Annotated in this window: 22 protein-coding genes and 2 pseudogenes; 3 read left to right on the top strand and 21 right to left on the bottom strand. The window is 31.4% G+C overall.

Features of this window, described 5'->3' with window-relative positions; translation table 11 throughout:
- Nucleotides 1-2: 2 nt before the first annotated feature.
- The 10 genes from mnmA to aroQ form a co-directional block, all read right to left on the bottom strand.
- Complete coding sequence (mnmA, locus tag ELQ09_RS06800; RefSeq protein ID WP_052785501.1) at nucleotides 3-1019, bottom strand: tRNA 2-thiouridine(34) synthase MnmA; 1017 nt, start codon at nucleotides 1017-1019, stop codon at nucleotides 3-5.
- A complete protein-coding gene (locus tag ELQ09_RS06805) occupies nucleotides 1019-1624 on the bottom strand; it encodes a TIGR00730 family Rossman fold protein (protein ID WP_052785502.1) in 606 nt (201 codons plus the stop codon). Before ELQ09_RS06805 ends, mnmA begins: the two co-directional genes overlap by 1 nt.
- A 67-nt stretch (nucleotides 1625-1691) precedes the next feature.
- A complete protein-coding gene (gene fliY, locus ELQ09_RS06810; protein ID WP_052799639.1) occupies nucleotides 1692-2534 on the bottom strand; it encodes a flagellar motor switch protein FliY in 843 nt (280 codons plus the stop codon).
- Entirely contained in the window at nucleotides 2531-3610 is a 1080-nt protein-coding gene (gene fliM / locus ELQ09_RS06815) for a flagellar motor switch protein FliM (protein WP_002851710.1), read from the bottom strand. Before fliM ends, fliY begins: the two co-directional genes overlap by 4 nt.
- The gene (locus ELQ09_RS06820) at nucleotides 3610-4302 is read right to left on the bottom strand and encodes an RNA polymerase sigma factor FliA (RefSeq protein WP_002883199.1); all 693 of its coding nucleotides are present in this window, start codon (nucleotides 4300-4302) and stop codon (nucleotides 3610-3612) included. The genes fliM and ELQ09_RS06820 overlap by 1 nt, the downstream gene beginning before the upstream one ends.
- Nucleotides 4283-4639, bottom strand: a complete 357-nt coding sequence (locus tag ELQ09_RS06825; RefSeq protein ID WP_002854547.1) for a hypothetical protein — start codon at nucleotides 4637-4639, stop codon at nucleotides 4283-4285. Before ELQ09_RS06825 ends, ELQ09_RS06820 begins: the two co-directional genes overlap by 20 nt.
- Before the next feature lie 18 nt (nucleotides 4640-4657).
- Nucleotides 4658-5524: a flagella biosynthesis ATPase FlhG gene (gene flhG / locus ELQ09_RS06830; protein ID WP_002854691.1), complete on the bottom strand. Its 867-nt coding sequence runs from the start codon at nucleotides 5522-5524 to the stop codon at nucleotides 4658-4660.
- The gene (gene flhF / locus ELQ09_RS06835; RefSeq protein ID WP_070316442.1) at nucleotides 5517-6971 is read right to left on the bottom strand and encodes a flagellar biosynthesis protein FlhF; all 1455 of its coding nucleotides are present in this window, start codon (nucleotides 6969-6971) and stop codon (nucleotides 5517-5519) included. The genes flhG and flhF overlap by 8 nt, the downstream gene beginning before the upstream one ends.
- Nucleotides 6972-6980: 9 nt before the next feature.
- Nucleotides 6981-7454 carry a 2-amino-4-hydroxy-6-hydroxymethyldihydropteridine diphosphokinase gene (folK, locus tag ELQ09_RS06840; RefSeq protein WP_002851803.1) on the bottom strand — a complete coding sequence of 158 codons (474 nt, stop codon included), beginning with the start codon at nucleotides 7452-7454 and terminating at the stop codon, nucleotides 6981-6983.
- Between the two features lie 2 nt (nucleotides 7455-7456).
- Nucleotides 7457-7936, bottom strand: coding sequence for a type II 3-dehydroquinate dehydratase (gene aroQ / locus ELQ09_RS06845; RefSeq protein WP_134224924.1), 480 nt, complete (start codon nucleotides 7934-7936; stop codon nucleotides 7457-7459).
- Between the two features lie 91 nt (nucleotides 7937-8027).
- Between aroQ and ELQ09_RS06850 the strand changes: the two genes are divergently transcribed.
- From ELQ09_RS06850 to ELQ09_RS06860, 3 genes are all read left to right on the top strand, one after another.
- Nucleotides 8028-9257: a metal-dependent hydrolase gene (locus ELQ09_RS06850; RefSeq protein WP_134224923.1), complete on the top strand. Its 1230-nt coding sequence runs from the start codon at nucleotides 8028-8030 to the stop codon at nucleotides 9255-9257.
- Nucleotides 9245-10141, top strand: coding sequence for a signal peptide peptidase SppA (gene sppA, locus ELQ09_RS06855; RefSeq protein ID WP_070316443.1), 897 nt, complete (start codon nucleotides 9245-9247; stop codon nucleotides 10139-10141). The genes ELQ09_RS06850 and sppA overlap by 13 nt, the downstream gene beginning before the upstream one ends.
- A gap of 78 nt (nucleotides 10142-10219) precedes the next feature.
- Nucleotides 10220-11251 (top strand): Cj0069 family protein, encoded by a 1032-nt coding sequence (locus ELQ09_RS06860; RefSeq protein ID WP_134224921.1) that lies wholly within the window; start codon nucleotides 10220-10222, stop codon nucleotides 11249-11251.
- Here ELQ09_RS06860 and ELQ09_RS06865 read toward each other — a convergent pair.
- The 11 genes and pseudogenes from ELQ09_RS06865 to ELQ09_RS06915 form a co-directional block, all read right to left on the bottom strand.
- The gene (locus tag ELQ09_RS06865) at nucleotides 11248-11433 is read right to left on the bottom strand and encodes a hypothetical protein (protein WP_052793667.1); all 186 of its coding nucleotides are present in this window, start codon (nucleotides 11431-11433) and stop codon (nucleotides 11248-11250) included. The genes ELQ09_RS06860 and ELQ09_RS06865 overlap by 4 nt on opposite strands.
- Nucleotides 11434-11493: 60 nt before the next feature.
- On the bottom strand, nucleotides 11494-12102 hold the full coding sequence (locus tag ELQ09_RS06870; RefSeq protein ID WP_070316445.1) for a bacteriohemerythrin: 609 nt from the start codon (nucleotides 12100-12102) through the stop codon (nucleotides 11494-11496).
- 2 nt (nucleotides 12103-12104) lie between these two features.
- Entirely contained in the window at nucleotides 12105-12752 is a 648-nt protein-coding gene (locus ELQ09_RS06875; RefSeq protein WP_002871084.1) for a hemerythrin family protein, read from the bottom strand.
- Nucleotides 12753-12936: 184 nt separating this feature from the next.
- Nucleotides 12937-13551, bottom strand: coding sequence for a bacteriohemerythrin (locus ELQ09_RS06880; protein ID WP_079862110.1), 615 nt, complete (start codon nucleotides 13549-13551; stop codon nucleotides 12937-12939).
- Between the two features lie 178 nt (nucleotides 13552-13729).
- The gene (locus ELQ09_RS06885) at nucleotides 13730-14386 is read right to left on the bottom strand and encodes a lactate utilization protein C (RefSeq protein WP_070316446.1); all 657 of its coding nucleotides are present in this window, start codon (nucleotides 14384-14386) and stop codon (nucleotides 13730-13732) included.
- Nucleotides 14379-15818, bottom strand: a complete 1440-nt coding sequence (locus ELQ09_RS06890; RefSeq protein ID WP_070316447.1) for a LutB/LldF family L-lactate oxidation iron-sulfur protein — start codon at nucleotides 15816-15818, stop codon at nucleotides 14379-14381. The genes ELQ09_RS06885 and ELQ09_RS06890 overlap by 8 nt, the downstream gene beginning before the upstream one ends.
- Complete coding sequence (locus ELQ09_RS06895) at nucleotides 15815-16555, bottom strand: (Fe-S)-binding protein (RefSeq protein ID WP_079862111.1); 741 nt, start codon at nucleotides 16553-16555, stop codon at nucleotides 15815-15817. Before ELQ09_RS06895 ends, ELQ09_RS06890 begins: the two co-directional genes overlap by 4 nt.
- Before the next feature lie 119 nt (nucleotides 16556-16674).
- Nucleotides 16675-18357 (bottom strand): L-lactate permease, encoded by a 1683-nt coding sequence (locus tag ELQ09_RS06900; protein ID WP_070316449.1) that lies wholly within the window; start codon nucleotides 18355-18357, stop codon nucleotides 16675-16677.
- A 171-nt stretch (nucleotides 18358-18528) separates the two neighbouring features.
- Nucleotides 18529-19097: pseudogene (cdtC, locus tag ELQ09_RS06905) on the bottom strand (cytolethal distending toxin subunit Cj-CdtC).
- A 10-nt stretch (nucleotides 19098-19107) separates the two neighbouring features.
- A complete protein-coding gene (gene cdtB / locus ELQ09_RS06910) occupies nucleotides 19108-19905 on the bottom strand; it encodes a cytolethal distending toxin nuclease subunit Cj-CdtB (RefSeq protein WP_134224919.1) in 798 nt (265 codons plus the stop codon).
- A pseudogene (locus ELQ09_RS06915) lies at nucleotides 19902-20710 on the bottom strand (cytolethal distending toxin subunit A/C). Before ELQ09_RS06915 ends, cdtB begins: the two are co-directional and overlap by 4 nt.
- Nucleotides 20711-20723 lie beyond the last annotated feature (13 nt).

A 20723-nucleotide genomic window follows, 5' to 3' on the forward strand; every position in this document is an offset into this window, starting at 1 on the left:
AATTATTCTATAAAACCGCTTGCTATGACTTTATCAATATCATAAAAGACTGCCATTTGTCCGCTAGCAAGTCCATAAACAGGATCTTTTAGAGTGATTTTTGCGCTTTTATCTTCATAAATTTCTACCTTACAAGGTGTAGATTTTGAACGATAGCGGATTTTTACTTCGCAATCAAGCTCTTTAGCATCTATAAAAAGATTGATATTTTTTAGCTTAAATTCACTGATTTTAAGTTCTTCTTTGGTTCCTACGATGATTTGATTTTGCTTAGGATTGATTTTTAAAACAAAATGTGGTTCATGTGCCCCACGCACTTCAAAACCCCTTCTTTTGCCTATGGTATAGTGCATATAGCCCTCATGTTTGCCCACCACTTTTCCGCTACTATCTAATACTTCTCCAGGAATTTTTGTATCCATAAACTGATCTAAAACTTGCACATAAGTATCTTCAACAAAGCAAATTTCAGAACTTTCCTTTTGAGTGGCAAAAGATTTTAAAACCTCTATAGTGGAAGCAAATTTTTTCACATCTTCTTTTTTCATTTCGCCTAGTGGAAAAATAAGATATTTTAAAGCTTCTTTATCTGCACTAGCCAAAAAATAGCTTTGATCCTTGCTTTCATCTACTGCGGTTTTTATTAAGTTGTTTTCAAGTCTTGCATAATGCCCTGTGGCAAGTTTTTCACAACCTAAACTTTTAGCAAATTCCAAAAGTTTTCCAAGTTTGATAAAGCGGTTGCATAAAGCGCAAGGATTTGGTGTTTTACCCTCTTTATAAGTATCCACAAAAGGCATATAAACTTTGTTTTTAAAATCTTCTTGTAAGTCTAAAATATGATAAGGAATTTGTAAAAAATTTGCAACTTTTTCTACTTTTTTGATATTTTCTTCGTGGTAATTTGGTTTGCCATGAAGCTTCATATAACAACCTATAACTTCATGACCTAAATTTTTAAGTTTATAAGCAGTGACTGTACTATCAACTCCACCGCTCATAGCGACTAGAATTTTCATTAAATTTCCTTTAAAGTATTAATTATAAAATCCAAGTCGTCAGTGATCTTATACTTTAACTCATCTCCTTTAGAAATCACTTCAAGTTTGAGTAAAGAATTTCTGACGAACTCATCAAAACCTCGCCAAAATTCACTCCCAAACAAAATAATAGGAACATCTTTTTTAAATTCTAATTGTTTTAATGTAAGAATTTCACACAATTCATCAAGTGTTCCAAAGCCGCCTGGGAAGATCACAAAAGCTAGACTCTTTTCAATAAGAGCCATTTTGCGTATGGCTAAGCTCTCAAAAGTAATATTATATTCTACAAAATCATTAAGTTTTTGCTCGTGAGGTAAAAATATATTAAACCCTACAGAACTTATTGAATTTGTATTATTTTTTTGTGAAAAAGCGCCTTCGTTGGCTGCGCGCATAATGCCTCCACCACCACCACTTATCACACAAAAACCATTTTGAGCACATTTTTGTGCCAAAATTTTAGCCTGCTGATAATAAAAATTATCTTCTTTAAGTCTTGCTGAACCAAAAAAAGTAACAGCCTTTTCTAGCTCGGGTATATTTTCAAATTTTTCAACATCTTTTATGATTTTTGTATCCATCAAATACCTTTTTGGCAAAACTATAAAAAATGATTATAGCTAATTTTTTTAAATTTATAGAGTAATTTTATCTTAATTGCTCTAATCTTTCTTTTTTAGATCCGATTTCTGTAATTTGAACGCCAAAATTACCATCGACAATTACTACTTCGCCATAAGCAATTCTTTTATCTCCGATTAAAATTTCAAGCGGATCGTTTGCAAGTTGATTAAGCTCCACAACTGAACCTATATCCATAGTTAAAACATCTTTTAAAAGCATTTTTTTATTGCCTATACGCACACGCACAGGCAAACGAACATCCATGATAAGATTGATATTTTTAAGTTCTTCGCTAAGCATTATTGCTTTTTCTTCAGCGTTGTGATTAGAATCAGTGCTTGTATTTCCTGTTTCAGCAGGTTTTCCGCTTAGGATGTTGTGAAGTGTTTGATCCATGGCTAAAGAAACTTGTTCTTCTAAATCACCTATTTTTACATCATATAAAAATAATTTTTTAAAATCTTTAAAATCTACGCTTTCAGGCACAAATTCACAAGATTCTATACTAAAATCCATTTTTGGAATGTCTTTTTGAGCTCCTAAAGTTGTAGAAAACGCTGAAACGATATTTTGGATGGCTTCTTTAGCTGCATCCATTTCATCAGGACCTAGTTTATCGTTTTTGGTGATCTCTTCTTCGCCCATCATCCATTCACCAATAGCACTCATTAAAACAGCACCGGCTAAAATTCCTATTTTTCCACCATTTGCTATATCAAATATAGCATACACTAAAGGTGCTTTTAAAGTATCACTTGCATTGACATCAAATTCTTTATATTCGCTAAATTCAGCACTTTTTCCTGTTAAACCTTCAATGGTGCTGATGCATTCATTTGTAAACATTTTTAAAAAATCATTGATCATATTTCTTCATCCTCCTCTTCAGGCTCATCATAAACACTAGCTTTAGCTTTACGTTCTTCTTCGTATTTTTCCAAAATTTCTTTGATTTCATCTTTATCTGTGCGTATGAGTTCTAAAATTTTAATAGATTTTCTAAAACGATGCAATCCAATTTGTGCCAAGAAAACATCTTTTTTATCGATGCTTACTATAGCTTTATCATCTGCTTCTCTATCAAGTCTTAAGATATCACCTTGTTTAAGTTCTAAAAATTCATGAACATTAATTAGAGTTTTTCCTAAAATTGCCTCATATACCACTTCAGCACGACCGATTAAAGTTTTAAGTTCTTTGTTGCGTGATTTTTTGGCTGAGGTTTCACCCATCATAATGTCGCGGTTTGCCAAACGGCTTAATATACTTTCTAAATGCACTACAGGATAGCAGATATTTACCATACCGCTTGAATTTCCTATGATGATTTCCATTACTACCATGATAACAATCTCATTTTGAGATACGATTTGCACAACATTTGGACTTGATTCTTTAGCTTCTATACTAGGATAAATTTCAGTTACGGTAGCCCAGCTTTCTTTAAGTCTTTGCATAATGATACGTAAAATAGAATCAAGCAAATTAAGCTCAATATCCGTAAGCTCACGCGAAGCTTCATAGCTATCGCCTTGACCACCTAAAAGCCTGTCTATCATAGGAAAAGCTATGCTTGGATTGATTTCTAAAACACAGTTTCCATCTAAAGGTTTGATAGAAAAAACGTTAAAACTTGTTGGGCTTGGCAAAGACATTAAAAACTCTCCATAAGTCATCTGATCGACTGAATGAAGTTTAGTTTCAACAATACTTCTCATCATTGATGAAATTTGAGAGGCTAAATTTCTTGCCAATTTATCATGTATGCCTTTAATCGTCCTAAGTTGTTCTTTTGAAACTCTGTTTGGACGCTTAAAATCGTATACAACGATATTTCTTTCATCTTTTTCATCTTTTGAATTTGAGGCTATGGGTGTGTCGGTGTTATCATCGACAACTTCAAGTAGAGCATCAATTTCTTCTTGGGAAAGTATCTCAGCCATTACACTAGCCTTTCTCTAAGTTTTTTAAGAAGTTTTTTGTGAATTTGTGAAATTCTGCTTTCACTGATTTGTAAAATTTCACTGATTTCTTTTAGGCTTAATTCTTCATAATAATAAAGCTGAATAATTAACTGATCGCGCTCTTTAAGATCATCTAGCACTTCGTGAATTTTTTCTAAAAGTTCTTCTTTTTCAATTTTTTCTAAAGTATTGTCTTCGTTATAAAGTTCGATTTGCTCATCGATGGGCAGGGTATAGCTAATAGCATGAGCTGTTCTTACCTCTTTGATTTTTTCTACATCTAAATCAAGTTTTTTGGCTAGATACTCATCATCAGGTTCGCATTCATTCTCAAGGAAATATTCATCCATGATTGCATCAATATCTTTAATAATTTTGCGATTATTGCGACTCATTACATCAAGACTTCTAAGATAATCAAGCATAGAGCCGTTAACTCTTTTTCTTGCAAAACCCCAGAAGTTATCATTTTGTTCTTTATCGTAACGGCGTGAAAGCTTTATCATTTCTTCAACGCCTATGCTAATAAGATCATTAACATCTATACTTGAAGGCAAGCGTTCTTTTAGTCTAAAAGCCATAGCGCGCAGAGCTGGCATGTAAGAAAGCACAAGCTCATCTTGCTCTTTCTTTAGCATTTGTGCATAAGCTTTAGGCGGCTCTTTTAGCATTTCTTCGTCTTTCTTTGGATTCATTTTTCTTTAGCTCTTCTCTTTCTTCATTGAGCTTTTCTAAAATTATATCCATTTTCTTTTCACGAATAACTAAATCGTTGATAATATTATTGCTAGTTTTTTCATAATCGTGTTTATTAAAGATTCTGCCACTAATTTTCTTTACATCTATAAAATTCATAATAGCAATATGAACAAAAACATAAAACATAAAAGTAATAAAACAAGTAAAAATCAGTATATCAAAGGCTTCATCTATACTAATAATGCTAAATGCAAGTCCTATAAAAAATCCACAAACAGTGAAAAATGCTACGTAATTTTCTGGCCTCATAATCTCTTCTCTTTATTGCTAAAATCTTTCAATAATTTTTCTAAAAAAACTTGAAAAACTACGATTTGAAACATTATCAAGCACTTTCCGTTCCAATCTATATAAAAGCTTGGAGGCTAGGGCTTTAAGCTCATCACTTGAGGCTGTGTTTTCATCGCTAAATAAAGTTCTTTTTTTAATACTACCACTTACATCTTTAGAAGCGCTTAAATGACCTAAGAATTCTAAATTTAAAGGATTTTTAATGTTTGCATCTGCAACTTTTTTAATATTTTCAAAAACTTTTAAAGCTTCATTTTCATTTTTTACAACATTAAAGAGCATTAGTAAATTTTCTTTTGTCTTAGAAGTTGTTTTTATGGTTGCATACGCATCGGTAATTGCTGCAGGATCAGGAACAGTTACTACTATAACTTCATCAGCCATTTCTAAAAAATTTAAAATATTTCCACCAATACCCGCACCTGTGTCGATAATAAGAAAATCAAGCTCATCTAAAATACTTGCTTGATTTAAAAATCTCTCGTAAATATTTTTATCATTATATTTTAAAATCTCATCTCCACTTTCGCCTGGGATGAGCCATAAATTTGGCTTAACTTCTATTAAAATATCTTCCAAGGAGCATTCTCCACGTAAAACATGCAAGAGATTTTTTTGTATGCGTACATTTAAAATGACATCCAAATTTGCCAAGCCAATATCAGCATCAAAAAGCCCAACTTTATAGCCATTATTTGCTAAAACATTGGCTAGATTTGCGCTAATCGTACTTTTTCCAACGCCACCTTTTCCACTTGTAATAGCTATAAAATGAGTGTTTTGGGATTTTTTGGTTCCATTTTGACTCATGAGATTGCGAAGTTTATTTGCTTGGTTATTCATTATTTTTTCCTTTATTAAACCCTTCTAAAATACAATGAACTAGAAAATCACTATTGGCTACTTCTAAATCATCTGGCACTTCTTGTCCTGTAGAGAAAAAGCTTAGAGGAATATTCGTTTCATAAATAAGAGAGAAGATATTTCCAAAAACCTTTGTTTCATCAAATTTAGTAATAATCAAAGTATCAATATTTAAGAATGAAAAATTTTTATAAATTTCCATTAAATCTTCATGTTTGGTGTTTGCAGAAACCACTAAATTTACATCAATTTCTGCATTTGAGTGCATTAAAAATTCTTTAGTTTTAGCAAGTTTGCTTTGATCGTATTGTGAATTTCCTATAGTATCAACTAAAATTACTTCGCAATTATTTAAGCTTTTTATCGCTTCATCTAAATCCTTTGGTTCTATGCTATCAATAATAGGAAGTTTCATCATTTTTGCATACTGAAAAAGTTGCTCAACCGCACCGATTCTATAGGTATCAAGCGTAATAATACCTGTTTTATAACGCTTATCTCCATAAGCATAGCGAAAAGCTAACTTAGCTAATGTTGTTGTTTTTCCGACTCCTGTTGGGCCTACTAGCATCATGATTTTTTGTTTTTTTATATCGCTTTCAACGCGACAAGGCAAGATATTTCTTAAAAGTGAGTGAAAATATCTTTGAACTGCATCTTTGTTGGTTTTCATAGCAGCTGGCATATTTTCTATAGTTGCTTTCATAATCGCTTCTAGATGATTTTCAAGCATTCCACTTTCTTTGGCTTGTTTATAAATACTTGCAAATTCAGGAGGTATCATAAGATTTTTTCTAGCTTCAGCTTTATCGTCCCACATCATATCTGCAAGAAGATCTATTTTATCGTTAAGCTTGTTGATTTGTTTTTCAAATTGCTTTTCAAAATTTTCTATTTTTTTATTATAATTTGGATTAGGGGTGTAATTTTCTAAAGGTGTGTTTGTGACTTTAGAAATTTCATTGCTAACTTCACTTAGTTTTTCTTTAAAATCATCAAAGCCTAGAGTCTTATTTTGATGAGGGTTGATTTTGTTTTGTGGAAAATCTTGATGGGTTTTTTTAGTTAAGCCATTGTTTTTTACAGTGTTTAAATGTGTATTTAAGCGAGTGTTTGAGAAATCCAAGACTACATCTTCATCTTCTTGAGGGATTTGAGATCTAATTTTTTCTTCTGCAAGAGAGGTAGAAGATGGTTTTGGCGAGCTTTTTTTTGCAGGTAAAGATTTTCCTTGTTTTTTTAAGTGTTCTTCATAGTCGCTTTCTTCTATGGCTACCATAACCTCATAAAGCGCACTGCGATTTAAGGTTTTAGGACGAATTTGTTTATTTGTTATAATTAAAGCTTTATCTCCGTAATCTTCTTTTACTTTGGGTATAATTTGTTCTGTATCTTCAACAGTAAAAGTATGTATAAGTTGTCCCATTTATATTCCTTATATCATGCCTAAAGGCAAAATTACACTCACTCTTTCTTTAGCCCCTTTATGAGGCACCTCACACCACTTATCACGCTTGACTTTTTGTGAAAAGTATAAAAGATCTAAATCAAGCGTTCTAGGAGCGTTTTTGAAAGTTCTCTTGCGTTTAAATTTTACTTCATAATAAAGTAAAACTTTCAAAAGTGCTCGTGCATGCAAATTAGTTTGTATCAACATAACAGCATTGGTAAAATCTTTTTGCTCTTTAAAACCAAAGGCTTCATTTATCAACATAGGAGATGTGGATAAAATTTTAAATCTTTTATCATCCATCATTACTCGAAAAAGCATATCAAATCTTTTTTTTTCGGGCTCTATATTGCTTCCTAAGCCTATAAGAGCTAAATATTTAAAAGATCGTATATTTTGACTAAAAAAAGGAAAAAAACGACTTTTTTCAAAGTGTTTTACTCCTTGAATTTTTAGCATTATTATTTATTCGTTTGTTGTGCTTGTTGCATCGCGCGCAAATTTTTTATTTGTTCGCAAATTTGAATTATACCCATTAAAGCCAAGTGATAGCCAAAAGGACCAAAACCAACAATAGTTCCAGAACATACAGGTGCTATAAGACTTTTTTGACGAAATTCTTCTCTGCGATAAACATTGCTAATATGTACTTCAATTGTAGGTAAAGCTACTGCTGCAATAGCATCGCGAATAGCTACTGAAGTATGAGTATAGCCTGCTGCATTGATAATAATTCCATCAACTGTTCCAAGGCATTCTTGAATTTTATCTACGATTTCACCTTCAAAATTACTTTGGAAAAAGTCAAGTTCTACATTGTTTTGTGATGCTGCAATTTTCATTTGCTCATGAATTTCTTCCATTTTCATAGCACCATAAATTCCCACTTCTCTTACGCCAAGCATATTAACATTTGGGCCTTGGATAATCATTATTTTCATGGATTTAACCTTAAAAATTTATTTTTTAACCTTTTATTATAACATTTTAAAAATAAATTTTTGCTACAATGTAATTTTTGAAAGGAAAATCGTGTTTATAGCTGCTGCAAGATATCTTTTTTTATGCGATGAAGATTTTACAATACTAGAAAATCAAGCCTTTGTTTTTGAAGATAAAATTTTAGAATTGGGTGAATTGGATAATTTAAGAAAAAAATATCCCAAGGCTAAAATCATTAAAACACCTAAAAATTCGGTTATTTTACCTGCTTTTATAAATCCTCACACACACTTAGAATTTAGTGCAAATTCGACAACTTTGCATTTTGGAGAATTTTTAATTTGGCTTAAAAGTATTATAAATTCTCGCTCCATGCTAAATACACAGGCCAAAGAAGAATTAATACTTCAAAGCATTAAAAAAATGCAAAAAAGCGGTATAGGCACCATAGGTGAAATTTCAAGTTTTGGGAGTGATTTAGATCCTTGCTTAAAGGCTAGTCAAAAGGGTGTGCGTATAGTATTTTTTAATGAAATTTTGGGTACAAATGAAAATCAAGTTGAAGATAAAAAACAAGAATTTTTAAAAAGATTTGAAAATTCTTTGAAATTTAAAAATGATTTTTTTATCCCAGCAATTTCGATTCATTCCCCTTATTCAACTCATCCTAGTTTGGCTCATTTTGCTCTTGATTTAGCTAAAAAGCAAAATTTGCTAGTTAGTACGCATTTTTTAGAAAGTAAGGCTGAAAATATCTGGCTGAGAGAGTCTAAAGGGGGTTTTAAAAAATGGCTTGAAAATTTCACACTTCATCCTAAGCCTTTTTATACACCAAAGGATTTTGCTAAACTCTTTAAAGGAGTAAGGACTCTTTTTACGCATTGTGTTTATCTAAAAGAATATGAATGGTTAGATAAAAATTTACATTCTATCACACATTGTGCATTTTCAAATCGTCTTTTAAGTCAAAAAAGCTTAGATTTAAAAACGGCTTTAAAAAGTGGATTAAATATCCATTTGGGAACCGATGGACTTAGCTCAAATATTTCATTGTCCTTACTTGATGAAATGCGCGCGAATTTGCTTATACATAAGAATTTTGATTTATTGGAGTTAGCTTCTAAGCTTTTGCAAATGGCAACGCTTTATCCTGCAAGGGCTTTAAATTTAAATTTAGGAGAGCTTAAAAAAGGTAAAATTGCTGATTTTAGCGTATTTGAGCTAGGAGAATGTGATAAAAAGCAAGCTCCTTTGCAGTTTATTTTAAATGCTAAGGAAGTGGATAAATTATTTATAAAAGGAAAAGAATGCAAATTTTAAAATCATTTTTTAAGGCTTTAGGATGCGGTATAAAATTTATCAATACTTATTTTAAAACCTTTGTTTTATTGTTGATTGTTATATGGATTTTAATGCCTAGTGCAAATTCAAGCTCCAATCTTGCAAATTTAGAACGCATTGATTTAAAGGGTGAAATTTTTGACAGCTCTGCGGTTTTGGAAAAAATTATCAATGCTAAAAATGATAGCAATATTAAAGGAGTGCTTTTTGTTATAGACTCTCCTGGTGGAGCTTTTGCTCCTAGTATGGAACTAGCTCTAGCTATAAAGGATTTAAAAATTAAAAAGCCTGTGCTTGTCTATGCAAGCGGAACTATGGCAAGTGGAAGTTATTTAGCAGGAGTTGGAGCAAATAAAATTTTAGCCAATCCAGCAAGTTTTATAGGCTCTATCGGTGTGATTATGCAAGGAGCTGATTTAAGCGGATTGGCTAATAAACTCGGTATTAAAGAACAAACTATTCAAGCGGGTGAATTTAAAAGTGCTGGAACTTTTGCAAGAGCTTGGAATGAGAATGAAAGAAATTTTTTACAGGGTTTAATTGATCAAAGTTATGATCTTTTTACAGGTTTTGTTGCCAAGGAAAGAGCATTAGATCTTAATAAAAAAGATCAATGGGCAAATGCAAGAGTATTTTTAGCTGCCAAAGCTAAGGAGCTTGGTCTTATAGATGAGCTTAGTAATTATGAAAATGCTAAAAAGGAGCTTGAAAAACTTGCTAATGTTTCAAATCCTGCTTGGAAAGAAGAAGATAAGATTGATAAATTTCTTAATCGCCTAGAAGGACAAACATCAAGCTTGATAAGTAAAAGCTTAATCGAAATCGCTTATAAGACTAATAGCAGTTTTATAAACGCTAGATAAAATATATAAATATTTTTATTTAATTTTTGTAATATTTTTATGCAATAATTATTTATATCTTAGATAAGGAGTAAAATAATGAAAAAAAATATTGTTTTTTTCGAAGTTAAAGGTGGGAGTGATAAAGGTGAAGATGGCTATAGAAAAGATACCATGCCTATGGTAAATGCCTTAAAAGCTAAGGGTTGGAATGCTGAGGTGATTTTTTTTGAAGTGGGTAAAAAAGATGAAATTTACAAATATGTGAAAGAAAATTTTGATGGTTATGTTTCTCGCATCAATCCTGGCAATCTTAAAGAAGAAAATGAGTATTTTGATATGTTAAGAAAACTTTGTGCCGATAAGCTTGTAGGCATGCCTCATCCTGATGCTATGATAGGTTATGGCGCTAAAGATGCACTTACAAAATTAGCAGATACTGATCTTGTTCCAAGCGATACTTATGCTTACTATGATATTAAGACTTTTAAAGAAAATTTTCCAAAAAGTTTGGCTAAAGGTGAAAGGGTTTTAAAACAAAATCGTGGCTCTACAGGAGAGGGAATTTGGCGTGTGAGTGTAGAGGATAATGTTAGTGGAGATAGTTTGCCTTTAAACACAAAAATCAAATGCACAGAAGCTAAGGATAATCATGTAGAACATAGAGAGCTTGGGGAATTTATGGATTTTTGTGAGCAATATATCATAGGTGATAATGGTATGCTTGTGGATATGACTTTTTTACCGCGCATTAAAGAAGGTGAAATCAGACTTTTAATGCTTTATAACACCCCTGTAAATGTAGTGCATAAAAAACCAGCCGAAGATGCTGATGCTTTTTCTGCTACGCTTTTTAGTGGGGCAAAATATCGCTATGATAAGCCAGAAGATTGGAAAACTTTGGTGGATATGTTTTTAGGCGAGCTTCCTAAGGTAAGGGAAAAATTAGGCAATTACGACTTACCATTGATTTGGACGGCTGATTTTATTTTAGATACTGATGAAAAGGGCAATGATAAATATGTTTTAGGTGAGATTAATTGTTCTTGTGTAGGTTTTACTTCTCATTTAGAACTTGCTGATGAAGTAGCTTCAAATATTATTAATATTGTAAGTAAAACTAAGGCTTAGTCTTTAAGTTTAATGTCCATTTTATTATTGCAAAATGGACATTCTTTTTCTATTGTTTTTAAGTTTGAGCTATATTCTATCGGGAAAAAATTTTCACAAAATGAGCATTTTGTATCTTTGGTTAGTATAGGATAGGAATAGTTAAATTTATCCAAAATAAAATATTTTATTTTTTTATCCATTAAATTTCCTTCTTTGTCTAACTTATACTTTATTTATTATTTTAACGCATAAATAGTTAATTAGAAATTTTCTGAATATTTTTTATAAAACTGTATGGCTTCTTTGCATTTTTTACATTTGAATTTTACGCCCTTAAGTTGAATTTTTTGATGAATTCCAAAAGGCACATCATGCATTTGTCCCACACACTCACATGTATAAAGATAAACTGCATTTTCATCATCTTTTTCTTCTTTAACTTCTTCAAAGCTTACTTCCCCATCATCTTCAGAAGCTAAAGAAGATCTTCTGTATTGTTCAACCTTCATATCTTCATAGAGTATATGTTCTAAAAGCCATTTTTTAGAAACTGTGTAAAGCTTCTCTTTTAAATCATTAGTGGACTTTATATTTTTAATAAGATCTATCATGGATTGAATGATTTCTTTATGAATTCTTTTATGTTCTTCTAAGTCAGGATATCCTATAAGTTTCATGTATTTTTCTTCATCATTAAAATGATCTTTCATGTAGTTAAAAAATTCAGCCAATAAAGCTTTTACATCATCCTTGTAAACAGGTTTATCAAACATAAACTCTACTTTACCTGCAAGTTCAAAAAGTTTTTTGTGCTGTTCATCTATTTTTGCATTATGAACGCTATAGTTATCATCCCATTTTGGAAACATTTTTAATCCTTTAACTCACTTTTAACGTAGAATAAATTTTTTTGACATTTTTTACATCTTAATTGTTTTTTATGACAAAGAATGTCAAGATGTTCTGTATATGAAAGTATGTGATTTGTTCTACAAGGGCAAGAATAGATAAATTCATATTCTTTATGTTTTACCTGTTTGGCGGTAGGAGTTGTTGGAGTGTTTTCGTATAATATTTCTTCATTGATTTTTTCAAGCTCTTCTTCTTGTTTGCTTAAAATTTGATCCGAAAGCCAATTTCCTATCATAACATCATGATGTAATATATGTTCTAAAAGCCACTCTGACATTATAGTATAAAGTTTTTCTTTTAAATCATTAGTGGTTTTTATGTTTTGTATAAGATAAGACATATCATGAATGATATTTTTATGCATGATTTTGTGTTCATTTAAATAAGGATAATGAATTTCTTGCATATAATCTTCTTCATTACTAAAATGTTCTTTCATATAGTTAAAAAGTTCTGTTAAAATTTCTTTTAACTCATCTCTTTGAACAAATTTATAAACCGCATTTTCTATTTTTGCTGCAAGTTCAAAAAGTTTTTGATGTTGAGCATCTATTTTCTCATCATTGATACTATATTTTTCATCCCAAACAGGAATTAATTTATCCAAGATCTTTACTTCCAAAACAAAAGTTTAATATATATTATTAATGATATATTACACATTTTAAATTTAAAATAAAATAAAAACTTAATATTTTTAAATAAGATATAAATAGTATTAAATATAAAAAGTTTCTATTTTTTATATATTAATGGCTTTTTTAATTAATAAAATTTAGTTGAAATATTTTTTAAAACCCCTCCGAATAAACCTTATAAAATTCTAAAGCTTCTCTACATTTTTTACATTTGAATTTCTTACCTTGTAATTTGATTTTTTCATGAATTCCAAAAGGCACATCATGGATAGCACCTGAGCACTTGCAAATATAAAGATAAACAGCATTTTCAAGTTCTTCATCGCCTTCTTCTTCAAAGCTTACCTCTTTATCATCTTCAGAAGCTAAAGAAGATCTTCTATATTGTTCAACTTTCATATCTTCATAAAGTATATGTTCTAAAAGCCATTTTTTAACAGCTAAATAAAGTTTTTCTTTTAAATCATTAGCGGATTTAATATTTTTAATCAGTTCTATCATGGATTGGATAATATGTTTATGAATTTTTTTATGTGTTTCAATATCTGGATATTTAATCAGTTCCATGTATCGCTCTTCTTGATAAAAATGATCTTTCATATAATTAAAAAATTCAGCAAGTAAATTTTTAATCTCATCCTTATAAACGGGTTTATCAATCAAATATTCTACCTTACCCGCAAGTTCAAAAAGCTTTTGGTGTTGAATGTCAATCATTGTATCATGAATACTGTATTTTTCATTCCAAGTTGGAATTAATTTATCCAAAAGCACCTTCTTTAATTTTTGTATTTAAAATTAATTTAATATATTTGAGTGAAATATTACATTATATTTTATTAAAATATTATTAATTAGAAATTATTTATTTTATTTATATTTGTATAGTATAAAAAATATATATAATTAATATTAAAAATTAAGACTTACTGATTCTAAACTAGAATCAGTAAATAATAATATGTGCAATTTGTGGCCCATGAACACCAAAAACAGTGATAAGTTCTATATCTGCTGTTCTTGAAGGCCCTGCTATAAATAAGATATTAGTAGGTAAAATTTCATTTTCTTTTTTTACTAAATTTAAAGCTTCGCTAAGACTTTTAACAACATTTTCTTTTTTAAGTAATACTATGCAAAGTTTAGGTGCAAGGCTTAGCATTCTAGGTTGGGTTTTACTTGAAGGTATAAGTGCAACTCCGTGAGAGCTTACTCCTGCTCTTGCATGAATAATGGAAAAATCACTATGAAAAACTTCAGATCTTAGATTTTCGATTTCTTTATCAAAGCAAATCTTCTTTTCTGCCTTGATTTGTTCTAAATCTAAATTTAAATCCGCCCCATAAATCATACTTTTAAAGCCATATTTTGCGACAATTTCATTGATTTTTTCTTCTAAGGTATCTTTAGTGGCATTTTCAACGATGTATTTGTTATCGCTCATTTTTTGCTTCATTTCTGCAAGCATATCTTGGGTGGTTTGGATATGTTCTACAGGATCTATACTCTCAATACGCGTAAAGTCTGTTTCTTTGTAAGCTTTTTTAAGATGTTCTAAAATACTTGCTTTACTTTTGCTTGAAATTTCATCGATTTTACTCATAGCTTACTCCTTCTAGTTTTTGCACTTCTTTATAAAGATCCATTTTAATTTGAGGTAATTCTTTAAAAGCGTACCATTTTTTAATCACAGGCAAAACGCTTGCGAAATTTTGCACTGCCCAGTTGAAATAATGTGCTTTTGAAAGTGAAAAACGCCATTTATCGCCATTGGTTGCGATATTTTTAAATTGTTTAAAAGCAAAGGCTTCTAGGGCATTGTAATGAACTTTGTTTGCTCCTAAAGGTGGATTTTTACCTTGTCCTATTTTATCGCATCTTAATTTGCGAATAAGATCAGCCAAAGGAATTTGCACTGGACAAACTTCAGAACAACGCCCACAAAGTGAACAGAAATTCAAAATATCTCCTGTATGATCTATACCAAAAATATTAGGACTGATTACTTCTCCTATAGGTCCTGGATAAGTGGTTTGATAGGCATGTCCGCCGATTTGATCATAAACAGGGCAAAAATTCATACAAGCCCCACATCGAATACAACGCAAAGCCTCATAATAATCCTCATGAGCTAACATTTTAGAGCGATTGTGATCAAATAAAATCACATGCACTTCTTTAGGACCATCTAAATCCCCATTTTTTCTAGGGCCTGTAATGATATTGTTATAAGTTGGTATAAATTGTCCTGTGGCTGAAGGAGTGAGTAAAGAAACCATAGTAGCCGCATCTTCAAAGCTTTCCATGACTTTTTCTATGCCACAAAGTGCGATATGAATATCAGGTGCTGTAGTGCACATTCTACCGTTTCCTTCATTTTCTATAAGCCAAAAAGCTCCTTCTCTTGACATGGCAAAATTGACCCCACTAAGTCCAAGTTTTAAGCCTTCAAAATCTTTTCTTAAATGTTCTCTAGCTACCGCATTTAAACTTTCAGGTTCATCGTTTTCTAAATTTGCTCCTAATTTTTCTTTGAAAATTTCTCCGATTTCATGGCGGTTTCTATGTATAGCAGGTACAACTATATGTAAAGGAGGCTCTTCATTAAGCTGTAAAATAAGCTCTCCAAGATCGGTTTCTATGGCTTTTAAACCTTTTTTTTCTAGGTAGTGATTTAGGCCTATTTCTTCACTTGCCATAGATTTACCTTTTAAAAGCTTGGTAATATTTTTTTCTTTCATGATTTCATAGACGATTTCACAGGCATCTTCATCACTACTTGCCCAATGCACTTTAATGCCATTTTTTGTAGCATTTTTTTCAAATTCTAAAAGCCTTTCTTCTAAACTCATTAAGGCATTGTTTTTAGCTTGTTTAGCTTTAGCTCTTAAACCTTGCCAATCTTTAAATCTAGCATCGATAACATTGAGTCTATTTTTTTGTAAAGTATGCATGGCAGTCATTAAATTTTCTTGCATTTGTTTGTCATTGAGTTTAATTTGAACGATTTGTTCGTGAGGAATTTTTTGACTCATAGTCTTTCTCCTTCTAAGCGTTTAAGTAAAAAGTCATATAAATGTATGCCTTTTATATCTAAACCCATTCTTTTCATTGTACCATCTATATTTAAAAGACAACCTCCATCGCCACTGATGAGATATTTTGCACCACTATTTTGTATATCTTTGATTTTACTTCTTACCATAGCGTTTGAAATTTCAGACTCTTTTACTGAAAAGGTTCCACCAAAACCACAACATTCTTCTTCGTATTGAAGTTCTACTAATTCCACATTTTTTAGTTTTTTGATAAGATTCTTGCTTGCTTGTATACTTTTTTGCACTCTTAAAGCATGGCAATTAGAATGCCAAGTTACTTTTATAGGTGCACCTTTATCTTCATAATCTACTTTTAAAACTTCATCAAGGTATTGTGAAAGTTCTATAACTCTAGAGCTAAAATCTTTGACTTTAGAAAATTCGGGTCTGTTTTTAAAAAGTTCTTTATAGTCATGACTCATCATACCCGCACAAGAACCACTTGGCACAACGATGGGATAATCTTTATCAAATAAATCTACATTATATAAAGCAATCTCACGACTTTCATCGAAATAACCTGAGTTAAAAGAAGGTTGAGCACAACAGGTTTGATTTTTTTTGAAAATCACTTCAATACCTTCACGCCTTAAAAGTTTTATTGCATTTAAAACGCTTTGTTGCATAGCAGCGGTTCCTAAGCATGTGGCGTAAAAATACACCTTTTTCATCATCTCTCCTTTTGGGATAATTTAGGATAAATATTCTAATCCTGTAAAAATAAAAGCAAAGTAAAATTTCCAACAAATATTCTAAAAACGAATATTTGTTGAAATAAAACTTAAATTTTTAATTATTTCACTATAACTTCAGGGATGATTCCTTGTAAGAAAAAAGCTATAATGCAAGTCCAAATTCCTATTAAAACAATAAAAGCTACAGAATATTTTAATGTGAATTTGAAAAGATCAGATTCTTTTCCTACAAGTCCAACCGCCGCGCAAGCTATAGCAATGCTTTGTGGACTGATCATCTTTCCAACGACTCCACCTACTGAATTAGCCGCTAAAAATAAAGCTTCACTAATACCTAGTTTTTGAGCACTTACTTGCTGCAAGGTTCCAAAAAGTAAATTAGCGCTTGTATCAGAGCCTGTTAAAAATACTCCTATCCAACCAATGATTGGCGAAAAGAAAGAAAAAGCATCGCCTGTGTGTGCAAAAGCAAGTCCTAAAGTAGTACTCATACCGCTATTTTTAGAAATAAAAGCAAAAGCCACAACCAAACCTATGGTGATACAAGGTATGGCCATTTCTTTTAAAGTAGCCCAAAAGCATTCTGCTGCATCTTCGGCTTTGATTTTTAAAATAGCTATAGTCAAAAAAGCTGCAAGTAAAATCGCTGTTCCTGCTTGAGCTACGGTTTTTCCATTGATTAAATCTACACCTAAGGCCAAAGATAAAGGTTTAGCTTCTCCTATGCCTGTGATAGAAGGACTTAAAATTCCAGCTGTGATATTGCTAAATTGTAAAGTAATACTTGTATAGCTTAAAATTCCGTCCTTATCAAAGAGAGCTTTAAACCAAGGTTGTGTCCAAATGATAATACAAACAATGAGTAAAATAAAAGGCGACCAAGCTTTTAGAATTTGATTAAAGTTTAGTGTGTTATCTTGAGTGAAATTGCTTTCATTGTCAAATCTAAAAATATTTTTTGGTTTCCAAAATTTTAAAAATATAGTTGTAACCGCTAAAGAAACTACAGCTGAAATAATATCAGGCAATTCTGCTCCTAAGTGATTTGAGCTTAAAAATTGAGTAGTTGTAAAACTTAGCGCCGCAACTAAAATAGCTGGAAAAGTTTCTTTAACGCCTTTAAATCCATCCATTAAAAAAACTATAAAAAAAGGTATAGTAAGGCTTAAAGGAACTAGCATTCTACCTACCATGGCAGAAACTGAATGCTGTTCTATGCCGACAAGATTTGCCATAGCAATGATAGGAATTCCCACCGCACCAAAAGCAACAGGAGCGGTATTTGCGATAAGACAAAGCCCTGCAGCTTGCAAAGGACGCAAGCCAAGTCCTACTAAAAGTGCAGCAGTTATAGCCACAGGACCACCAAAACCTATAGCACCCTCTAAAAATGAACCAAAACAAAAACCTATTAAAATCACTTGAATTCTATGATCTGGAGTAATACTCATCACGCTTTTTTTAATGATTTCAAAAGAACCTGACTTGATAGAAAGTTTGTAAAGAAAGATTGCCGCGATGATAATCCAAGCTATAGGCCACATACCATTTGTAAAGCCTTGAATAAAACTTGCACCCACTAAATTCCAAGGCATTTTATAGGCAAATAAAGCTACCAAAGTAGCAAGTATAACAGTTAAAAAACCTGCTTGATAGCCTTTAAGTTTTAAAACAACCAAACAAACTAAAAAACATAGTATAGGTAAAAATGCTACTAAAGCACTTAGCCAAATGTTTGAAAAAGGGTCATAAATTTGTTGCCATGTTAAAATTTGCTCCAATTTTTCCTCCTTGATAATTATTATGTATAAATTTATTGTAACAAAAAATTAAATTAAAATAAAAAAATTATAGAGTAAAGTAAATTACATCGTATTGTTATTAATTATTTTGTGTATTTTAGTAATATCATAAATATTAAATAAATATAAAAATAGAACAAGATAAAAATCTTATTCTAAAGGGGTAGCAGCTGTTAAAGGTGGGGTTATAATCATTAGTTCATTTACTTCAGCAAAAAAATTAGGATCTAGGGTGCAAGGGGCTATTCCAAAGCTTTTTTGTATAGGAATATTTGGATTAAAAAAAGTTACTATACATTCATCAGATTCCAAAACTAAAGAACGAATTTGCACAGCTGAAGTTGTTGTTGGCATTATAGAAAATACAGTTTCTAATTTACCATCTTTTAGATCATCTTGACAAGATTTTGCTCCAAAGGTTCCATCTTCTAAGATGGCCAAACAAAGATCGCTTTCCTTTGGATTTGTAAATTGCACATAACCAAAAGGAAGTTCATCAGCTAATTTATCTTTTTGTTTTAACCCATCGCTTAAAACAATTTCTTTAATATTTCAATTTTGATCATTAGGATCTTTTGAGGTATCCCTAAAGGCACTTAAAAAAATTCCTGTTTCTAAGCTTCTTATAGAAACCATTTCGGTAAAATCTTTCAAATCTCCAGTAGGAGTTGCAAAGGCTAAAGTTATAAACATAAAAACAAAGTAATAATTTTTTTCATATTAAATGTCCTAAAATTTTCTAAAATTTACTGGAAAATGATCCGAAACTATATGAGATCTTAAACTTGCAAGCATTAAAATCGCCGCTAAAAGCGGTGGAGTATAGGTTTGTTGTCTATTTGAATTTCCCGTAATTGCATAATCAAGAGTCCCTCCGCTTGCTTGAGTTGCACTAGTTGGAAAAACCACTCTAATTCTATTTGCTAATTCTCTATCCACTGTACTTGTTATAGTAGAAGGATCACGGTTAAAATCCCCTGCTATCATCCAGTTAACTTGAGGCATATTTGCAAAATGTGTATCTATGGCCGTGATAATTGCTCCTACATCTGTTCCTCCATTGGCTAAAGCATGGATATTGAAAAAAGCATCATTTCCATTGCGAATTCCTATAATAGGTCTTGAAACTGTAGTAGGTGGAGGTAAAACAATCACTTCTTCAGCTTGCATTCTTGAAACTATAGCTAAATTTACACGATTAGCTCCTACATCAACGCGAGAATAATAAATAAAAACCCTATCAGGCCTTGAAAGAGTTCCCAAACTCCACTCATATTCATCAATAGGTGTTCCACCTTGTTGCACATGGTGTCCTGTTGGAGTGGCTGTTCTTGGTAAAGTTCCTGCTTCTTGTATCATTAAGATATCTAAGGGGTTTGCTCCACTTACAAGTTGTCTTACGCTAACACTCCATTTGCTTTCTGTGGCTGCGGATGAGCCTTGCAAATTCCAAGTGCCGACATTAAAATTTTCTAAATTCGCAAAAGCAAGGTTAAAAGATAAAAATAAACATATAATTTTTTTCATCGCACCTCTCCTTGGCGATATAAAGGTTTTGCGGTAAAAGGCGGAGTAGTTAAAAACCATTGTTGATCAAAATTATCTTTTTTTGCACACTCTACAGTAAAAATTTTTAAAAACCTTATGAAAATCACCATAAAGATTTGTAATAGGTGCTTGTATGCATTTTCCATTTCCTAAATTTTTAATTTGAACCGCTGTATTGCTCATAGAGATAAGTTTCCACATTTGTGCGTGATTGCTTGCATCGCAAGGATAATGGACAATTCCATTCCCATAAGCATTAAGACAAGTATTGGTTTTGGCATTTTTAATCATTGCAAAATCATTAGGATAAAGCAAAAGTTGCCAAACTCTAGCATCGCCAAATCCTTTGCTATCGATTAAAGTATAACCCCAAATCCAATTTCCTTGTGCTAAAGCCCAAACCGTTAAAGCTGCTCCGCTAGGGCCTAAAATGGTTAAAAAATCAGAAACCACAGGGCGATTTTCAAAAATTAAAACATCATTAAAAGCTTCGTCTTTAAAGCGAGGATTGATTCCATTTACTGCATTATTGTTGGCACTATTGCTTGTTCTAGTTAAAGGTGGGGTAATAGGAGTAATAAGTACTAAATCAGCATTGCTAATTAAACTTGGAATTTCTTGATTAGTAGGAAAAATAGGTTCAAGTCCTAGTTTTAAAGAAAAAGAATTAGTATCTTCAAATTCTCCAAATGAACGCCCCAAAGGATTTACATTTTCAAAATTTAGAAGAACATGCATTAAAGAAAAAAATCATAAAAAAAATAAAAACTTTAATTTTTTGCATTAAAAACCTTGAT

The sequence above is a fragment of the Campylobacter sp. CH186 genome, from assembly GCF_004378925.1.
Taxonomy (GTDB): domain Bacteria; phylum Campylobacterota; class Campylobacteria; order Campylobacterales; family Campylobacteraceae; genus Campylobacter_D; species Campylobacter_D jejuni.

Bases quoted from the DNA above. Each gene is read 5' to 3' on its own strand.
- mnmA (WP_052785501.1), bottom strand. From the start codon at position 1,019: ATGAAAATTCTAGTCGCTATGAGCGGTGGAGTTGATAGTACAGTCACT.
- ELQ09_RS06805 (WP_052785502.1), bottom strand. From the start codon at position 1,624: ATGGATACAAAAATCATAAAAGATGTTGAAAAATTTGAAAATATACCC.
- fliY (WP_052799639.1), bottom strand. From the start codon at position 2,534: ATGATCAATGATTTTTTAAAAATGTTTACAAATGAATGCATCAGCACC.
- fliM (WP_002851710.1), bottom strand. From the start codon at position 3,610: ATGGCTGAGATACTTTCCCAAGAAGAAATTGATGCTCTACTTGAAGTT.
- ELQ09_RS06820 (WP_002883199.1), bottom strand. From the start codon at position 4,302: ATGCTAAAAGAGCCGCCTAAAGCTTATGCACAAATGCTAAAGAAAGAG.
- ELQ09_RS06825 (WP_002854547.1), bottom strand. From the start codon at position 4,639: ATGAGGCCAGAAAATTACGTAGCATTTTTCACTGTTTGTGGATTTTTT.
- flhG (WP_002854691.1), bottom strand. From the start codon at position 5,524: ATGAATAACCAAGCAAATAAACTTCGCAATCTCATGAGTCAAAATGGA.
- flhF (WP_070316442.1), bottom strand. From the start codon at position 6,971: ATGGGACAACTTATACATACTTTTACTGTTGAAGATACAGAACAAATT.
- folK (WP_002851803.1), bottom strand. From the start codon at position 7,454: ATGCTAAAAATTCAAGGAGTAAAACACTTTGAAAAAAGTCGTTTTTTT.
- aroQ (WP_134224924.1), bottom strand. From the start codon at position 7,936: ATGAAAATAATGATTATCCAAGGCCCAAATGTTAATATGCTTGGCGTA.
- sppA (WP_070316443.1), top strand. From the start codon at position 9,245: ATGCAAATTTTAAAATCATTTTTTAAGGCTTTAGGATGCGGTATAAAA.
- ELQ09_RS06860 (WP_134224921.1), top strand. From the start codon at position 10,220: ATGAAAAAAAATATTGTTTTTTTCGAAGTTAAAGGTGGGAGTGATAAA.
- ELQ09_RS06865 (WP_052793667.1), bottom strand. From the start codon at position 11,433: ATGGATAAAAAAATAAAATATTTTATTTTGGATAAATTTAACTATTCC.
- ELQ09_RS06870 (WP_070316445.1), bottom strand. From the start codon at position 12,102: ATGTTTCCAAAATGGGATGATAACTATAGCGTTCATAATGCAAAAATA.
- ELQ09_RS06885 (WP_070316446.1), bottom strand. From the start codon at position 14,386: ATGAGTAAAATCGATGAAATTTCAAGCAAAAGTAAAGCAAGTATTTTA.
- ELQ09_RS06890 (WP_070316447.1), bottom strand. From the start codon at position 15,818: ATGAGTCAAAAAATTCCTCACGAACAAATCGTTCAAATTAAACTCAAT.
- ELQ09_RS06895 (WP_079862111.1), bottom strand. From the start codon at position 16,555: ATGATGAAAAAGGTGTATTTTTACGCCACATGCTTAGGAACCGCTGCT.
- cdtB (WP_134224919.1), bottom strand. From the start codon at position 19,905: ATGAAAAAAATTATATGTTTATTTTTATCTTTTAACCTTGCTTTTGCG.